The organism is Acinetobacter sp. CWB-B33 (assembly GCF_039655955.1).
In the GTDB taxonomy this organism is placed as follows: domain Bacteria; phylum Pseudomonadota; class Gammaproteobacteria; order Pseudomonadales; family Moraxellaceae; genus Acinetobacter; species Acinetobacter bouvetii.
This window is the reverse complement of sequence record NZ_JAGFEU010000003.1, coordinates 178,668-194,582: the sequence shown is the minus strand read 5'-3', so window position 1 is coordinate 194,582 and position 15,915 is coordinate 178,668. Positions and strand designations below refer to the sequence as shown.

Below are 15,915 nucleotides of genomic sequence, written 5' to 3'. Positions count from 1 at the left end.
TTAGGTGTATTCGCCAGTCCATATTTTTTATCAAGCACCTGCATGATCATATCCAGTTCATTCCCAAATGAACATTCATTCGTTGTCTAGAAACAGCCAATGGATAAGAAATAAAATCTATCACTCCACGGCATTGAGCGACTTATAGAACCTTCATTACTTCAATTTTTGGCTTTGACGACTTTTTACCCATTTTAATGATAGGCTGAAAGACAATAAAAATTCAGCTTAACTATATTTCAAATGATTTGGAGTCTAACGATGTTTGCATCACCTTTAAAAACCATCATCTGTTTAGGCGTCATAGGAACATTATTCACAGGCTGTGCTACTAAAACCCTAATGACCAAAGACAATAAAACCTATACCCGCACTAACCAAGTCACCTTGATCGAAGACCAAGTGGTGGCTTTTGGCAAATCCGCTCAGCCGCTGCCGAATTTACCTGCACATAGTTTAGTTATTGCGGGGCAACAAAAAAGTTATGTATTGACCCAAGGCGGGCCTCAATTTGTCAGCTTGATTGACAAACTGAACCCGAGAAATATTCAAGTCACCCGAGAACTGAGTTTCTATTCAGAAAAGAATGATGGCCATTTTACAGGAACACTGCCGCTGTCTTATGTGAAGCTCAAAGAAGACATCAGCAAGAAAGATCTGGAATTTTTTATTGAAAATGGCGCAAAAGAATGTTCAAGTTCCAGTGATGAACGCATGTTTGCGCAGCGTTTCTGTTTCGAGATCAAACTGGCAGGTGTGGTTTACCCTGCGGCGAACAATTTAGCGTCGTTAAAAGCTTTGAGTAAGCCTTATCAGGTAAGCATTTATACCCATCAAGAGGAAAGCTATAAATCCAAGTCGGGCATGAATCCTTTTGAAAAATTAGTGCTGCTGCCGTTTGCCGTCGCAATCGACGTGGTCAGCCTGCCGTTCCAAGCAGCCGATAAAATTTTTGACTGACCGTCCTATATCCATTTTGCCAAAAATAAAAGCCCCTCAGCATGAAGGGCTTTGATGTTCAGCGATGAACAAGATCAGATAAATAATATGCAGAGACCGATTTAAAAAATAGAAAGCCAAAATGTAACGGTCCGAAACATCATGTTATGCCTCTGTAAATATAGTTGATTATTCACACAATTTTAGCCTGTTCCATAATCAATAGCCTAAATCCATGTTTCATAAGCATTAACATAGCCAACTCTCCCTCCAACCGAATCATAAAATTCAGGATGCTACCCATGAATGCGATGAAAACTGCTATGGCGATTGCTCTAGTTGCAGGCACAACTTCTGCGATGGCTGCAGAAGCGGCTCCAGCGGCGAACCCGCTTGCGCAAGTTAAAGCGGACGCCGTTAAAACAGCCGCTGTTGTGAAAACCAATACTGCAGCTGCTGCAAAAAAAGCTGCAGTTAAAACTGTTGCCGTAAAAGATGCTGCTGTTAAAACCGCTGTAAACGTGAAAGACGCTGCGGCTGCCAAAACTGCGGCTGTAAAAGACGCAACTGTTGCAACTGCTGTAAACGCGAAAGATGCTGCTGCCGCTGAAACAGCTGAAGTTAAAGACGCAGCTGTTAAAACCGCTGTAGATGCGAAAGATGCCGCTGCCGCTAAAACAGCTGAAGTTAAAGACGCTGTTGCAGCGAAAGCTGAGGCGGTAGAAGCGGCTGAAGTGAAAGCTCCAGCAATGACTGCTGAAGCCCAAAAAGCATGTGCTGAAACATGCGCAGAAAAAACAGCTGAAGCTGTAAAAGCGCAAACTGAAGAGAAAAAAGGTTTCTTCTCTTGGTTCAAGAAAAAAGTGGCTTAATTTAAGCGCTGCTGTTCAAAAAAGACGCCTGAAAGGCGTCTTTTTTTATAATCGCGGTTCAGGCAAACTGCCGGGGCAATCCTAAAATCAATACTGGCTGCGGGCATCTTGAAAAATAATGCCCCGTCTTAACTTAAAGCATCACAATCGGCTCTATACTGTGTCAAACATCCATTGCATAAAAACAGGTGCTAAAGAAAAAAACCGGCTCACGCCTGCGCAATACCGTTTACAGCAGAAACATGTTCCAGAATTTCACCGGCCTGGCGCAAATGAATAAAGGTTCAGCAGCCCTCAGCTCAAACGCCATGATGAATGCTGCAGGCTGCTTCCCGGCAATGCGGATTAAAGCTTCTCTGCAATTTCTTTGCGGTTTTGCACACTGACCTGCTTCATTTGCTGATTCAGCGCCAGTATCTCCTTGTAGAGCGCATTAAACTGCGCCAAAGGCGCATCTTCATAAAACATAAAGGTCTTCCCGCGCTGTTCCCATTTATTGTTTTTCAGTACTTCAAAAATTGCATCGGCTTTGGCCAAGCTTTGCTTCTCCAGCTCAAACAGCGCATGCGCATCATCGCTGTGCTGGCTGTCTCTCAGGCTCTGCGCCAGCTGCTGGCGGTATTTGCTTTTAATCGGTAAATTCTTGGCCTGCTCCAAACTGTTTTGTTCAAATTGCTGCATTTTCTGCGCATAGCTCTCCACTGCTGCATGTACATTTTTCAGCATTTCTTCAGTTGCTTGATAATTCTGCTTTTTATCGGCTGCGAGGCGGTCAATATCTAAAAAATGATCCCAATCCTGCGCTTTAAGTTCACGGATATAGGCATTTCTGGCCTCGGCGCTTTGTATCATCTGCGTCAGCACAAAATTCGCCATCACCTGATAATCGCCCTGCAGCCGCGGATCTGCAATATCGACTTGAATGGGTTTGAATGTGTCTTTGGCCTGAGCAAAAATCTGCTCGGTTTTTTCCAGCAGCACGGTTTGATAGGCTTGCAGCTGGCCTGCTTCTTTTTGCTGCGCATGGTATTGATAAAACAGCCCGCCAAAGATAATTACGGTAGCGGCGGTTAAAATAATAAAGATACGTGGCATAAAACGCTCCGAATCCAGTTTCTTTACAGTTTAAATCTAAAATACACAAATGGCGAATAAATAAGCAAAATTCAGCTTTAGCGCTTTTAAATTCAAACTTTTTCTTGCGCGGCATCGGTTTTGAATTTAAAAAAATCCGCCTGAAAAAATTTGAATTCAAAACGCGATTTCCCTGAAATGACGCAAAAATCAGGCCTGAAAATTAAAAAATCCGCACATTCATTGCGGATTTTCACGTTTTGAATTTAAAACCATTGCGTGCTTACTGGCGAGGCAGGCCTTCCAGCATTGAACGGTCGATAGTGCCTAAATTGATTTGCTCGCGGCTGATTTGCACATTGGTGGCATCACGGTTGATGCCAAAAGGCTGAAGCATGATGTAAAGGCCATTGCGCGGATCCGAAGACTGCAGGCCGCTGGCGATATTCAACACATGCTGCTGCAGCGCTGGCGGCAAACTGGATAAATTCGGCGACGGCTCTGCTGGCAAAATATCTAAATTGGCCACAATTGAAGGATCGACCACAAAGGATTGCGTATCTTCTTCAATTTGCATTACCCGGTGCTGCAGCGCTTTGCGGCGCGCAGTTTCCTGCTGGTACGGCACCACACCGGTTTCTTCACGCAATTCGGGTTCAGCCAGAACGGTCAGCACAGGCAGGCGCACAGCCTCTTCATGCTCCTGCGGCGGCTCTGCAGCAAATGCAGACATTGAAACAGCGCCTGCCAGCGCAAGAACGGTATAGCTCAGCGGTTTAGGGAGATTCATATCACTGTACTCAAATCAAATACGGAAAAGATAAAACATCTTATGAATAGCTGTAATTGTACAATAAACCGCCATGCACATCGTTTTTCTCAGACCAACGGCACCTGAGCGCCGCAGCAAAAAAATGACCGCAGGCAACGCTTAACTTTGCGCATCGGCGCACAGGCCCACCCGCAGCAGCACAGGAAATTGCAAAGCATAAGATGATGCTCTTGGCTGGGCTGCGAAATATGCCTCCAAGGCCTCCAGCGGACTTTGATTATGCTGTTTTACATAATGCTTTAAGCCAGACCATGTGTTGAAATAATTCAGCAGCTGCGGGCCGCTCCAGCGGTACTGCAGGGACAATGCCGGCATCTTCTGTTCTGCAAACGGAAATGGAATTGTTTGATACAGTTCATCCACATAATGCCGTTCGGCATCCCAGCAGCCTTTCAGGGTGTCAAAATACAGCAGTTGAATCAGCTGATTCAGCTGCGGATCCTGTGCCTCAATCAAGCCATAGCCAATGACAGCCAAACAGCCTTTAGGCTTCAGCACACGCCGTACTTCGGCATAAAACGTATCAAAATCGAACCAGTGGATGGCTTGCGCCACAGTGACCAAATCTGCGCTATGATCGGGAAGCCCCGAATGTTCTGCCGCAGCGGCGCGGCAAATGACATTCTGCAGCTGCGGCGCCTGCGCCAATTGCGCCGCGCTCAGATCTGTCGCCAGCACCTGCTGGAAATGCGGCACCAGCCATTGAGTAAATTGACCTGAGCCCGCACCGCAGTCCCATGCCAGCTGGCGTTCAGGCACGCATTTTAAAACCGCCTCTAGAATCTCTGCAGAATAATCTGGGCGCGCCTGCTGATACAGCTGGCTGTTATCCGAAAATAAGTCTTTCATTTTTCAGCGCTCCTGCTGTCCCTGAATACATCAGAATAACCGATGCAGCCACAATGCAAAGCAATTTTGCACAGCCGCAAAGCAAAGACCCAAGCTGTGCACCGATAAAACTGCAGGCAAAAAAAAACCCCAAACAATGTTTGAGGCTTTTTTGAATATGGTGGCGAGACCCAGGATCGAACTGGGGACACACGGATTTTCAATCCGTTGCTCTACCTACTGAGCTATCACGCCGATGCGGTGTATTAAGCCGTAATTGATGGCATTAGTCAATCTAAATCATCAATATTTTTACCGAATGTATTTTTTTTAAGCAAAAAAAATCCCTGATGGGATCAGGGATTGAAACTTTAAATAAGTTTTAAATATGGTGGCGAGACCCAGGATCGAACTGGGGACACACGGATTTTCAATCCGTTGCTCTACCTACTGAGCTATCACGCCGATGTCGCGTATTAAACAATTTAAGTGTGATAACGTCAAGCATCGGTTTTGATTTTTGCTTCATTTGTTTACTTTTACAGCAAAAAATCCTGATTTGCTTATTTTTTGTTTAAATCTCAAGGTATTATTCATATTTTTAGCGATTTTCACGGCATTTCTGCTCATAAAAAAGCAGCCATCAGGCTGCTTCATCTCTAAAAAATTCAAATCAAGAGATTTTATCCAAATGCGCTAAACAGCGATGGATCGCGCCGCAGCCGGGTACAAAGCTTTTAACTCCTTTCTCTTCTTCCATTCGGCAAGCTTCACTCACCAGCCTTTCTGCGACCCCGCGCCCGCGATTGGCTGGATGTACCACAATATATTCCAGTGTTTTACTTTCACCCTGACCTGAGCACCAAATTGCACCAATCAGTTTAGTATTAAATTCTGCGGTATAAACTGAGGTATACTGAGCTAAGTTTTGCTCTAGTTGTTCAATGGCATCTGCACCGTCGCTAAATTCAGGACTGGTGTCGTACAGTCGCTCAAGCTGGCTGCGCACTTCATCATTTTCCAAAGAAGTATAGGCATGTACGGTAATAGGCATTGATAAACCCTCCTGAGCAATCTAATATGCGGTGACTTTTCGTCACAGCGAAAAACATTTTTACATCAATCATTTTGACGTATTTGAGGAACGTGTCTATGACCGACCGTATCAGTGAAGTGGTAAGAAACACCAACGAAACCAAAATTCGAGTTCGCGTGAATCTTGATGGTTCTGGTCAAGGCACTTTAAACACTGGTGTTCCATTTTTAGATCATATGATTGATCAAATCAAGCGCCACGGCTTGTTTGATATCGATATTCATTGCGACGGCGACCTCGAAATCGACGATCACCACACGGTTGAAGACTGCGGCATTACCCTGGGCCAGGCCTTTGCGAAAGCGCTGGGGGATAAAAGAGGCTTAAAGCGCTACGGCCATTTTTATGCGCCGTTAGACGAATCTTTAAGCCGCGTGGTGGTGGACTTGTCCGGCCGTCCAGGCTTATTCATGGATATTCCGTTTACCCGCTCCATGATCGGCCGTTTTGATGTCGATTTATTCTCTGAGTTTTTCCAAGGTTTTGTGAACCACGCTTTAATGACCCTGCACATTGACAATTTGAAAGGCAAAAACAGCCATCACCAAATTGAAAGCGTCTTTAAAGCTTTTGCGCGCGCGCTGCGCATGGCTTGCGAAGTTGATCCGCGTGCGGAAGGTAAAGTGGCTTCAACCAAAGGAACATTGTAATGACCCGTATTGCCCTTCTTGATTATGGCATGGGAAATCTGCACTCTGCAGCCAAAGCTTTAGAGTATGTGGGCGCAGCGGTTGATGTGACCAATGATCCCAAGCTGATTGCGCAAGCAGACAAGATTGTATTTCCAGGCGTCGGCGCAATGCGTGACTGCATGCAAGGCATGCATGAAGCCGGCATTGATGAAGTGGTGCGCAAAGCAGCCTTCAACAAGCCCGTGCTGGCCATCTGCGTAGGCATGCAAGCCTTAATGCAGCGTTCTGAAGAAAATGGCGGCGCAGAGGCGCTGGGCATTTTTGAAGGTGCCGTGAAGCGCTTCCCGGATATGGATGGCATTAAAGTGCCGCATATGGGCTGGAATCAGGTGCATCAGGCTGATCCAAGCCACCCGATGTGGAAAAATATTGAACAGGATGCGCGTTTTTACTTTGTGCACAGCTACTATGTCGAACCAAAAGATGCAGGCATTGTGGCTGCAACCTGTGACTATGGTTTAGAGTTCTGCACAGCCATTCATAAAGAAAACTTATTTGCCACGCAGTTTCATCCGGAAAAAAGCCATACAGCTGGCCTGCAACTGCTGAAAAACTTTGTGGAATGGGATATTTAAACCCGCTTCACTCCAAAAGCCCGCATCATGCGGGCTTTTTGATCTCTTGGCGGTTTATTCTTTAATCTGCAAGCAAAAACAACTATGATTTGAACACTTATTAAATATTCCAATTAAAAATCAGAGGTCAGAATAATGAATAACACTGTAAATGATTCCCCCCTAAGCGCTGCTGGACGTTTTGGACGGTTGTCCTATTTAGGATGGAATGGTCTGCTGGTGCTTGTCATAATGGTGCTTGGTATTTTTTGTGCAATTGCGCTTCCGGGATTTTCACCCAATATGGAACAAGGCATGCCTATGTTTGCCATGCTGCTGCTGGGCATTGTATATGTCACCATGATTTACTTTAGCTTTATTTTTGCTATCCGCCGTTTGCATGACCGCAATCACAGTGGCTGGCTGTCTTTGCTGATGCTGGTGCCGCTTGCGAACTTAGGTTTAGCGCTGTATTTAATCTTTGCCAAAGGCGATGCGCAGGAAAATCAATTTGGCCAGCCAAGAGCCACTCAAACCTGGGAAAAAGTTTTAGGCTGGTTCTATGTGCTGATTTTCCCAATCGGGATCTTGGCTGCAATTGCCGTCCCTGCGTACCAAGACTACGTACAGCGCGCGCATCAGGCGCAAATCTCCATTCAGCAGCAAGCAGAATAAATACGGCTGCAGCGGATTAAATTTAAAACCTGCGCCCCGCAGGTTTTATTTTGCCTTTAACCTGAAAAACCGCTAGTCTGCCTGAAAAGATGCCATTTTGATTCAAATGAATGATCTCCGCGCAGCCGCGCTTCCCAGCAAAGAACAGATTCAAGCCTTGCCGCGATTTCAAAATTTGCCGGCTCAGAATATTCAGGTCATTCAGAATTTAGCGCAGTGCCGCGCCATTGAAGCGGAATTAAAAACCGCTGCCCTGCTGGGCTTCGATACCGAATCTAAGCCGACATTCAGCAAAGGAGAAATTGCGACTGGCCCGCATTTAATTCAGCTTGCCACGCATGAGCGCGCTTATCTCTTTCAAGTCAGCGATGACATTCTGGATTTTTTAAAGCCTGTGTTTGCCAGCCATAATCAAATCAAGGCCGGTTTTGGCCTGAAAAATGATGCGCATCTTTTCCGTAAAAAAGGCATTGAACTCAACAGCGTAATTGAACTGTCCAAATGCTTTAAATCCTTTGGCTTAGACAATCCCGTCGGGCTGAAAAATGCCGTTGCGCTGCTGTTTCAGCAAAACTTTCCCAAAAGCAAAAGTGTCAGCACCTCCAACTGGGCCAGAAAGCATTTAACCGATCAGCAAATTGCTTATGCCTCTGCCGATGCCTATGCGCCGGTATTAATTTTTGAAGAACTGCTGCGGCTCGGCCTATTGCCCAAGGATATTCTGAATACCGCCTTAAAACTGCGCAGCCGCCCGAATAAAATAAAACCGCCATCTGACGCTTAGAAATCTGCCAATATTTTGCTAAGATGGCGGGCAATGAATTCATTGAAAGATTGAGCAAGGAGCGTAAGCATGCTGATCATCCCTGCAATTGACCTGAAAGATGGCAAATGTGTCCGTTTGAAGCAAGGCCGTATGGAAGACGATACCGTATTTTCTGACGATCCTGTTGCAACTGCGCAGCATTGGGTTAATGAAGGCGCGCGCCGCTTGCATTTGGTCGATTTAAACGGCGCTTTCGCAGGCACGCCAATCCATAAGCCTGTAGTTGAAGCCATTGCCAAAGCGCAGCCGGAACTGCCGATTCAAATCGGCGGCGGCATCCGCTCACTTGAAACCATTGAACATTATCTGGATGCAGGCGTTTCTTTTGTCATTATCGGCACAAAAGCCGTGCAGAACCCTGAGTTTGTAGAAGAAGCCTGCAAAAAATTCGCCGGCCGCATCATTGTCGGCATTGACGCCATGAATGGCATGGTGGCGACCGATGGCTGGGCCAATGTCACTGACGTTAAAGCCACGGATTTGGCGAAGCGTTTTGCAGATGCCGGCGTATCCAGCATTGTTTACACGGATATCGCCCGTGATGGCATGATGCAAGGCGTCAACATTGAACAGACCGTCAATCTTGCGGCCTATTCAGGCCTGCCTGTCATTGCATCTGGCGGTGTGACCAACCTAGATGACGTCCGCAACTTGAAAGGCCAGCCAGGCATTTTAGGCGCCATCACGGGCCGTGCCATTTACGAAGGCACACTTAACCTTCGTGAAGCGCAGTCGCTTTGGGATGACCAAGCCATCTAAAGCACGGCGGCAGTCTAAGGAGGCTTTCGGGCCTCTTTTTTATGCTGCTTTTTTCTTCATGTCTTTTAATGCTTTATCTATTTGCTTGAAAATAGGTTTATGCAATTGACGTGAATATGCTGTTCCAATGTTCCATTTTTTTGCAAATCTGCTCGAATTTGCTGAGCCAATTCCCCTTGATTGGTTTGTATCGCCCATAAAGCATATTCAGATAATTTTTCAATATCTTGAGATTTTGTCGCAATGATAAAATTTTGCCGTGCGCTTTCCTGCTGATTTAATTGGTAATTCGCCAAAGCGCGGATTAACGCAATTTGTTCAATGTTATAATTGGGGTCAATCGATTTGATTTTATCCGTGATTGCTAAAGCTTGCTGCGCCTGTTGATCCTGCAGATATGCTGTCGCCCATTGTTCTAAGAAAGCAGGATCATTTTCAACAAGGCTTGTATGCTTCTGCTTTAAAATATCAATTGCTTCGCTGGCCTTGCCAGACTGTATTAAATACTCGGCATATCTAACGGCATTTTCAACACTTGGAATGTTTTCATACTGCGTTTTGGCTTGATTGATTGCACGATTCGGCTGCAAAACATGCAGGGCTTTTTTACTCAATATATGGGCTTGATATGGCATTCGCGATTGCGGCAAATACACCGCCATCAAATACACGATACTGCCGAAAAACGGAAAGACAAATAAAATCCACAACCAAAAAAAAGGCTGCCCATTGCGAATCGCATGAATTGCAAAACACAGTGCGATCTGTACGTGAACCCCTACCCCCAAAAATAGAAAAATATTGGAAGTACCAAGATAATCCATCCATCAAAAACCTCTTGAATCTATTCTTTTTAATCTTTGTTTTATGCTCAAAGATTATACGTGATTGTAAAATTTGAAAATAGAACTGCAGATTAAGTTTTTATGTTCTGTCTGACCATGGATGGATGTTCATAAGCGCCATGAAATGCAAGTTCATCAGGCACATTCAATGCTAATATTGCGCTCTCCCTCGATCATAATCTGCTGTACATGCCTCAATTTGCCTCCACGCTCAAATCTAAAACACCGCAGCTCGCTCTGATCCTCATCACCATCATTTGGGGCGGCAGCTTTCTGACGGTGCAGTTTGGACTGAACTACAGCACACCCATTTTGTTCGTTGCTTTACGTTTTGCGGCTGCCGCCCTTGCCGTCAGCCTGCTGTCCCTGAACGATTTAAAAAAATTCAATGCCAGCGAAGTCTTTGCCGGATTTTGCATCGGCGCAGTGATCGCCATCGGCTACGGCACGCAAACCATTGGCCTGCAAAGCATCAGCAGCAGTGAATCTGCATTTCTAACTGCGCTCTATGTGCCATTAGTGCCCATTTTACTTTGGTTCTGCTTTCGGCAAACGCCACACTTCATGACCTGGCTGGGTGTCATTTCTGCCTTTGCCGGCCTGGCCTTTTTAACAGGCAATGGCTTTGGCGCCATGCAGCTGAATTTTGGCCAGCTGATTACCCTTTTGGGTTCGGTTGCAATTGCCTTTGAAATTATCCTGATCAGTTATTTTGCAAATAAAGTCAATTTACGCAGGGTCACCGTGCTGCAGCTGGCATTTGCATCAGTGCTGTGCTTTTTGATTGCGCCTTTCGATGGCGAAACCCAATTGCCGGCCTTTGAGTGGCCGCTGCTGGCGGTACTCTGCGCCTTGGGAATCGCCAGTGCAGTCATTCAATTGGTTATGAACTGGGCGCAGCGCATAGTCGATCCTTCGCAAGCCGCCATTATTTATGCCGGCGAACCGGTATGGGCCGCCATAATAGGGCGCATTGCAGGCGAGCGCTTAGCGCCTTTAGCCTTAGCCGGCGGATGCCTGATGGTGCTGGGTATCATACTGAGTGAATGGCGGCCTCAGTTTTTAAATAAAGCCAAGGAGGATGTCAGCCCTTAGGCCTATCCTGAACTTGGACTGCGGATTGTCCATTCATCAAGATTCTGTTTATGAGGAATTGGCGCCAGCGCAGAAGAAAGAAAATCTGACTGCCCATTCACCGCCTATCCGGCATGGAACAGCGTGATTTCCCTTGAAACAACGCTGCCCCGCTGAATCCACGCAATGATTAGAATGACACCATTTTTCCAGGATTGACCATGGCGCCCAAGCTATAGGCGCTTTTAGCAAGAGGCACCACCATCGGCGCCAGCGTCCGGCCAAAAGGAATATCCTGATGCTGAATACTGCTCAGCATTTTAAAATCATCGGCTTTGCCGCAAAAGTCATCGGCGATGGCTTTGCCAATGCGCACAGTCTGCGCCACGCCATGGCCGCTCCAGCCTTGCACCGCATAAATCGGATATTTGCCATCTGATTTACGGCTGTCAGCAGCGCCATTCATGGTGAGGTCTGTTGTGCCGCTCCAGACAAAATCGAGTTCCACCTGCTTTAACTGCGGGAACACATGCTGAATGCGCCCCAATAAATAATCATGGGTTTTCTCCGCTGTCCAGCATGAACCGGTTCCTTCACCCCCAAACAGCAAGCGGTTTTGGGATACGCCGCGGTAATAGTCAATCTGAAACTGCGTATCATAAACCGGCGCATCTGAAGGCAAAATTTCGTTTAAATCTATTTCAAGCGGCGCCGTGGTGCACACGTAGGTATAAAAAGGAATGGTGGTCTGATTGTGCTCTTGAAGCAATTTAAAGGCAGCATGATGCACCCCGATCACCGCGCTCTTACGCGCTTTAATCATTCCCCCATTGGTCAGGACATAAATGCCATCATCACGCTCTTCGACTGATAGCACTTCTGTCTGCTCATACACTGTGCCGCCATTTTGACAGAAGCCATACACCAGTCCGCGATTCAATGCCAAGGGGTGAATCTGCCCGCCCAATGTATCCAGCAAGCCTCCGGAGTAGTTATCAGATTTCACGTGTTCAAACAGTTCGTGCTTGCCCATAATGTGCGTATGGTTTTCGCCCAAATATTTGCGCGCATCGGCCCCTTCCGTGAGGGCAACCAAATGCCCCGGATGCACGGCGGCCGTAATGTGGCTGCGTTTGCGCTGCACATCCAGCCCATAGATATCGCTGATTTGGTCGATTAACTCCATCGCTTCGGTCGAAGTAAAATGCCAAAGCCTTTTAGCCTCTTCATGGCTGAAATGCTCAATCATTTCGGCGGCCTCCCAGCGCGCCAAGCCGGGCGTCAGCTGCCCGCCGTTGCGCCCTGAAGCAGCGCTGCCAATCCGGTTTTTTTCCACCAATACCGTCTCTACCCCCTGCTCTGACAAATGCAAAGCCGCAGAGCTTCCAAGCAGGCCTGCGCCAATCACCACAACATCACATTCAATATCGGCCTGCAAAGCCTCAAATGCATGCCAAGAGGCCAGTGAACTTTCATAATAGTTGGCAGGAAAATCGAACTGGCCCCGCGCTGGATTGAGCCAGTTCCACTCCTTGCCTGTCTGCACATTGATACTGTTTTTAAATTCAACATCTTCAACAAATTTTGGCTTCATCATCTTATTTACTCTCTTCAATTCAATTTTAAGCGTTCAAACTTAGTAAGCACTGCCAATCGCAATACTTTGTTTTTTTAATTTTTTATAGGCAAACAGCAATATTCCAACAGCAAGCCAGATGCCGCCGCACACCAAAGCATTGTGTTCCAAGCTCATCCAAAGGCACATAATGGCTGCAACAGAAATGATGGGTAAAATTAAGTTCAGAAACAGATTTTTCAGCCCTCGGCGCTGGCCATCGCGCACATAGAATTTCATAAAGACTGAAAAGTTCACGGCGGTAAAGGCAATTAAGGCGCCAAAGCTGATCATGCTCACCACTGTGGCTAAATCAAGGGCAATAGCCGCTAAGGAAATAGCACCAATCATCAAAACCGCATATAAAGGTGTGCCCAGCTTGCTGTGCACTTGGCCCAGCGTCCCTTTATGGAAAATGCCATCACGCCCCATAAGATGCACCAGACGCGAAGCGCTGGCATGGGTCGCAAGGCCTGAAGCAAAGGTATTCATAATCTGGGCGCAGAGAAAGACCGATTGAAATAAAGCGCCGCCGACATACAGCACAATCTCAGGCAAAGCCTCATCCGGGTTGTTAAAGCGGACATTGCTTGGGAAATACAATTGAATAAACCAGGACGCGCCCAGAAAAATCACTCCGCCGATGAGCGTAGTCAGCATCACAGCGCGCGGAATATTGCGCTTTGGATCGCTGGTTTCATGCGACATTGTGGTCACGGCATCAAACCCCAAAAAGCTGAAACACAGAATAGAAGCGCCTGCAATCAGCGGCAAAACCGACGTATCGCCATTCCATAATGGAGCCATGGTTAATACATGATCATAGCCCTGCCCGCTGCCTATCCCTTGAATCACCAGATAAATAAAGAAGCCCATCAGCAGCACCGGCGCGCAGACAAACAGCATGCTGAGATTGGCTAAAATATTGATGCGGAAGCAATTGATCAGTGTCACTAGCCCTGTAAACAAGGCCACCCATGCCCAGTACGGCACACTTGGAATTACCGCTTCTAAATAAATGCCGGCCAGAAGCGCATTGACCAGCGGCAGCATGATGTAATCCAGCAGTGTGCACCAGCCCACAAAAAAGCCTGCCTGCGCCCCGCATGATTCCGCTGTATAGGTATAGGCAGAACCCGGCTTATCCGAATGCCTGCTGAAGCGCGCATAGCTGAATGCGGTCAGCAGCATAGCCCCTAGCGCCAGAAGATAAGCCAATGGCACCCGGCCATCAGTAATGCCTGACACAATGCCAAAAGTATCAAACACCACCATTGGGGTCATATATGCAATACCAATAATGACCACTTGCCATAAAGACATTTTTTTGAAAGAAACTTGCGTTTTTTCCATAATGCCACCTATTTATTCATTTTATTAAAGTTAATTATTTTTTTGCAACAACTATGCCATATAATATAAAAAATACATTTTAAGCTGGATCAGCATAAATGCCGAAATACTCATTAGAGCTGCGGAATGCAGCTATCCAGATGTACAAAAAAACCGACTATAAAGTTGCCGTTTGCAAGGAGTTTAATATCTCCCGGGTGACCTTAGACGCATGGATCAAGCTGGAAGAAGAAACTGGAAGCCTGCATCCAAAAACAGGAAATAAACGGGGCGCGCCAAGCCATATTAAAAACTGGAATGAATTTCAAGTATTTGTAAAAGAAACAAAATTTAAAAACATAAGTGACTTGATCCCGCTTTTTGAAACACGCTTTGGCTATCCTGTTTCTTATGCAGTTTTGGTGCGCGCCATTCACCTTTTAGGCCTGCGCAGGCGCCGTGGGCGCTTTTATGGATAGGCCGGATTTTCAACTCCAAATACCCTCCGCTTCAGCGCCTGAATTAATCAATTTAAATGTACAAAAATGTACATTTATTTTTGATAAAACGTAAATATAAAATATTAAAAAAGTATTGTTATTTATTTAATAAAGTAAATTAAATTTATTAAAAATGTAAATTCATATTATTAAAAACGTAAATTATAAAAATTTAAAACGTAAAGCCTGTTTCATCAGCCTCACCACAAAGGCGCACTCCATTGCTTCAATCTGGCGCAAGGCTGCAACAGCAGGGCATAAAAAAGGCGGCCAAAGCCGCCTTTTTCAAATTTTACAGCGCCCCCAAGGGCGGCATTCAGCAAATGCTCACTCTGATTGATACATCGGCTGATTGTCATTTACACGGATCAGGCCTTTAATGGCGCGGTAAACAATCCAAATCCAAGACAAGCCAATCACCGCCACACAAAAGGCCGATGCGCCCAAAGCGACGCCAGCGAAGGCATCGGGATTTTCCCCGGTAAAAAATAAGAAAAAGAACGGCACAAATGCAATGATGTTCCAAAACAGATACCACCAGAAAGTGCGGATTTGCCATGTAAAATGGCTTTCAAAAATAGACCCCTGCACATCGCCGCGTTTCACATAGTTGATAATCAGCGCTATAACCGCCAATAGGCCTGCAGAAAAAATTGCAACGATATAAAGCACATACAGCGCAATCGTTAAGCTGCGGTTCGGATCTTTATCAATGGAATAATTCATGCGCCCTCTCTATTTTTATGCATCTTTTAACTTTTAAAAGGATTAAATGGCGAAATCAGCCACAAAATCAATAATATGTTAAAAGCTATAGTACAAAAATAAATTTGCCGGAACGGTTGTTTTTGTGTTTTATGACGCAGTCTGTGCTGCGCCAGCCAAGCGGCCGGCCAGCCGCCCAAAAAGGACAGAATATGCAGGGTATTTTCCGGCACACGGCGGTTGCCCAACTGCGCAGCTTCCTTATCCTGCGCATAGAACCAGTAAGTCGCCGCATTGACCAAGCTGATCGCCAGCAGCGCGGTGCCGTTCAGCAGGCCGGCAAAGCTCAAAACAGCCAAAGCCAAAATGTAGGCGATGCAGAGGATCTGCATCGGCGAGGTTTTCTGCGGCATGCGCACGACATTGTCTTTCGCCCGCTTGGGCTTCGGCTGGGTTTGCGAAGCTTTTAAATAGGTGACCTGCTGCGCGCGGTGCCGGCCGCGCTCATCCAGAATAATCAGATATTCTAAAGCGCAGCCGACAATCGGGCGCGGCCCAGGCCGGGCAAAATCTTTGATATGCAGAAATACACGCTCTTTGCTGCTGTCATTGGGCTGAATAAAGCCATAGCCTTTGTCATCAAACCATTCGATTAAGCGGCCTTGATCGCGCATGTTTTTTCCTTTAAATGATTCAA

Annotated in this window: 18 protein-coding genes and 2 tRNA genes; 9 read left to right on the top strand and 11 right to left on the bottom strand. The window is 46.3% G+C overall.

Going from position 1 to position 15,915, the window contains the following annotated elements:
* The first annotated feature begins 261 nt into the window (after positions 1-261).
* Together JZ784_RS10290 and JZ784_RS10285 are read left to right on the top strand one after the other, a co-directional pair.
* The gene (locus JZ784_RS10290; protein WP_346314813.1) at positions 262-960 is read left to right on the top strand and encodes a hypothetical protein; all 699 of its coding nucleotides are present in this window, start codon (positions 262-264) and stop codon (positions 958-960) included.
* Between the two features lie 281 nt (positions 961-1,241).
* Complete coding sequence (locus JZ784_RS10285) at positions 1,242-1,811, top strand: hypothetical protein (RefSeq protein WP_346314812.1); 570 nt, start codon at positions 1,242-1,244, stop codon at positions 1,809-1,811.
* Positions 1,812-2,156: 345 nt separating this feature from the next.
* Here JZ784_RS10285 and JZ784_RS10280 read toward each other — a convergent pair whose 3' ends face one another.
* The 6 genes from JZ784_RS10280 to JZ784_RS10255 all read right to left on the bottom strand — a co-directional run bounded on the left by JZ784_RS10280 (position 2,157) and on the right by JZ784_RS10255 (position 5,599).
* On the bottom strand, positions 2,157-2,906 hold the full coding sequence (locus JZ784_RS10280) for a hypothetical protein (protein ID WP_346314811.1): 750 nt from the start codon (positions 2,904-2,906) through the stop codon (positions 2,157-2,159).
* Positions 2,907-3,168: 262 nt separating this feature from the next.
* Positions 3,169-3,675 (bottom strand): hypothetical protein, encoded by a 507-nt coding sequence (locus tag JZ784_RS10275; protein ID WP_346314810.1) that lies wholly within the window; start codon positions 3,673-3,675, stop codon positions 3,169-3,171.
* Between the two features lie 141 nt (positions 3,676-3,816).
* Complete coding sequence (locus JZ784_RS10270) at positions 3,817-4,566, bottom strand: class I SAM-dependent methyltransferase (protein WP_346314809.1); 750 nt, start codon at positions 4,564-4,566, stop codon at positions 3,817-3,819.
* Positions 4,567-4,724: 158 nt separating this feature from the next.
* A tRNA-Phe gene (locus JZ784_RS10265) sits at positions 4,725-4,800 on the bottom strand.
* A gap of 134 nt (positions 4,801-4,934) precedes the next feature.
* Positions 4,935-5,010 (bottom strand) — tRNA-Phe (locus tag JZ784_RS10260).
* Positions 5,011-5,218: 208 nt separating this feature from the next.
* Entirely contained in the window at positions 5,219-5,599 is a 381-nt protein-coding gene (locus tag JZ784_RS10255; protein ID WP_346314808.1) for a GNAT family N-acetyltransferase, read from the bottom strand.
* Positions 5,600-5,697: 98 nt separating this feature from the next.
* On the opposite strand from JZ784_RS10255, the gene hisB reads away from it, so the two are divergent.
* The 5 genes from hisB to hisA all read left to right on the top strand — a co-directional run bounded on the left by hisB (position 5,698) and on the right by hisA (position 9,147).
* The gene (hisB, locus tag JZ784_RS10250) at positions 5,698-6,291 is read left to right on the top strand and encodes an imidazoleglycerol-phosphate dehydratase HisB (RefSeq protein WP_005006901.1); all 594 of its coding nucleotides are present in this window, start codon (positions 5,698-5,700) and stop codon (positions 6,289-6,291) included.
* Positions 6,291-6,908 (top strand): imidazole glycerol phosphate synthase subunit HisH, encoded by a 618-nt coding sequence (gene hisH, locus JZ784_RS10245; RefSeq protein ID WP_005006899.1) that lies wholly within the window; start codon positions 6,291-6,293, stop codon positions 6,906-6,908. Before hisB ends, hisH begins: the two co-directional genes overlap by 1 nt.
* A 135-nt stretch (positions 6,909-7,043) precedes the next feature.
* Positions 7,044-7,562: a DUF805 domain-containing protein gene (locus JZ784_RS10240; protein WP_346314807.1), complete on the top strand. Its 519-nt coding sequence runs from the start codon at positions 7,044-7,046 to the stop codon at positions 7,560-7,562.
* A 106-nt stretch (positions 7,563-7,668) separates the two neighbouring features.
* Positions 7,669-8,346 (top strand): 3'-5' exonuclease, encoded by a 678-nt coding sequence (locus JZ784_RS10235; RefSeq protein ID WP_346314806.1) that lies wholly within the window; start codon positions 7,669-7,671, stop codon positions 8,344-8,346.
* A 69-nt stretch (positions 8,347-8,415) separates the two neighbouring features.
* A complete protein-coding gene (hisA, locus tag JZ784_RS10230; RefSeq protein ID WP_005006894.1) occupies positions 8,416-9,147 on the top strand; it encodes a 1-(5-phosphoribosyl)-5-[(5-phosphoribosylamino)methylideneamino]imidazole-4-carboxamide isomerase in 732 nt (243 codons plus the stop codon).
* 77 nt (positions 9,148-9,224) lie between these two features.
* Here the strand turns inward: hisA and JZ784_RS10225 are convergent, their stop codons facing one another.
* On the bottom strand, positions 9,225-9,971 hold the full coding sequence (locus JZ784_RS10225) for a hypothetical protein (protein ID WP_346314805.1): 747 nt from the start codon (positions 9,969-9,971) through the stop codon (positions 9,225-9,227).
* A gap of 210 nt (positions 9,972-10,181) precedes the next feature.
* Here JZ784_RS10225 and JZ784_RS10220 point away from each other — a divergent pair, with 210 nt between their 5' ends.
* A complete protein-coding gene (locus JZ784_RS10220; protein ID WP_346314804.1) occupies positions 10,182-11,087 on the top strand; it encodes a DMT family transporter in 906 nt (301 codons plus the stop codon).
* Between the two features lie 169 nt (positions 11,088-11,256).
* Here the strand turns inward: JZ784_RS10220 and JZ784_RS10215 are convergent, their stop codons facing one another.
* Positions 11,257-12,663 (bottom strand): FAD-dependent oxidoreductase, encoded by a 1,407-nt coding sequence (locus tag JZ784_RS10215; protein ID WP_346314803.1) that lies wholly within the window; start codon positions 12,661-12,663, stop codon positions 11,257-11,259.
* Positions 12,664-12,702: 39 nt separating this feature from the next.
* Positions 12,703-14,034 carry an APC family permease gene (locus tag JZ784_RS10210; protein WP_346314802.1) on the bottom strand — a complete coding sequence of 444 codons (1,332 nt, stop codon included), beginning with the start codon at positions 14,032-14,034 and terminating at the stop codon, positions 12,703-12,705.
* Positions 14,035-14,132: 98 nt separating this feature from the next.
* On the opposite strand from JZ784_RS10210, the gene JZ784_RS10205 reads away from it, so the two are divergent.
* A complete protein-coding gene (locus tag JZ784_RS10205; protein WP_005006884.1) occupies positions 14,133-14,492 on the top strand; it encodes a transposase in 360 nt (119 codons plus the stop codon).
* A 348-nt stretch (positions 14,493-14,840) separates the two neighbouring features.
* Here JZ784_RS10205 and JZ784_RS10200 read toward each other — a convergent pair whose 3' ends face one another.
* Together JZ784_RS10200 and JZ784_RS10195 are read right to left on the bottom strand one after the other, a co-directional pair.
* Entirely contained in the window at positions 14,841-15,239 is a 399-nt protein-coding gene (locus JZ784_RS10200; protein WP_346314801.1) for a hypothetical protein, read from the bottom strand.
* Positions 15,240-15,265: 26 nt separating this feature from the next.
* On the bottom strand, positions 15,266-15,892 hold the full coding sequence (locus JZ784_RS10195) for a DUF1294 domain-containing protein (RefSeq protein ID WP_346314800.1): 627 nt from the start codon (positions 15,890-15,892) through the stop codon (positions 15,266-15,268).
* Positions 15,893-15,915: the final 23 nt, after the last annotated feature.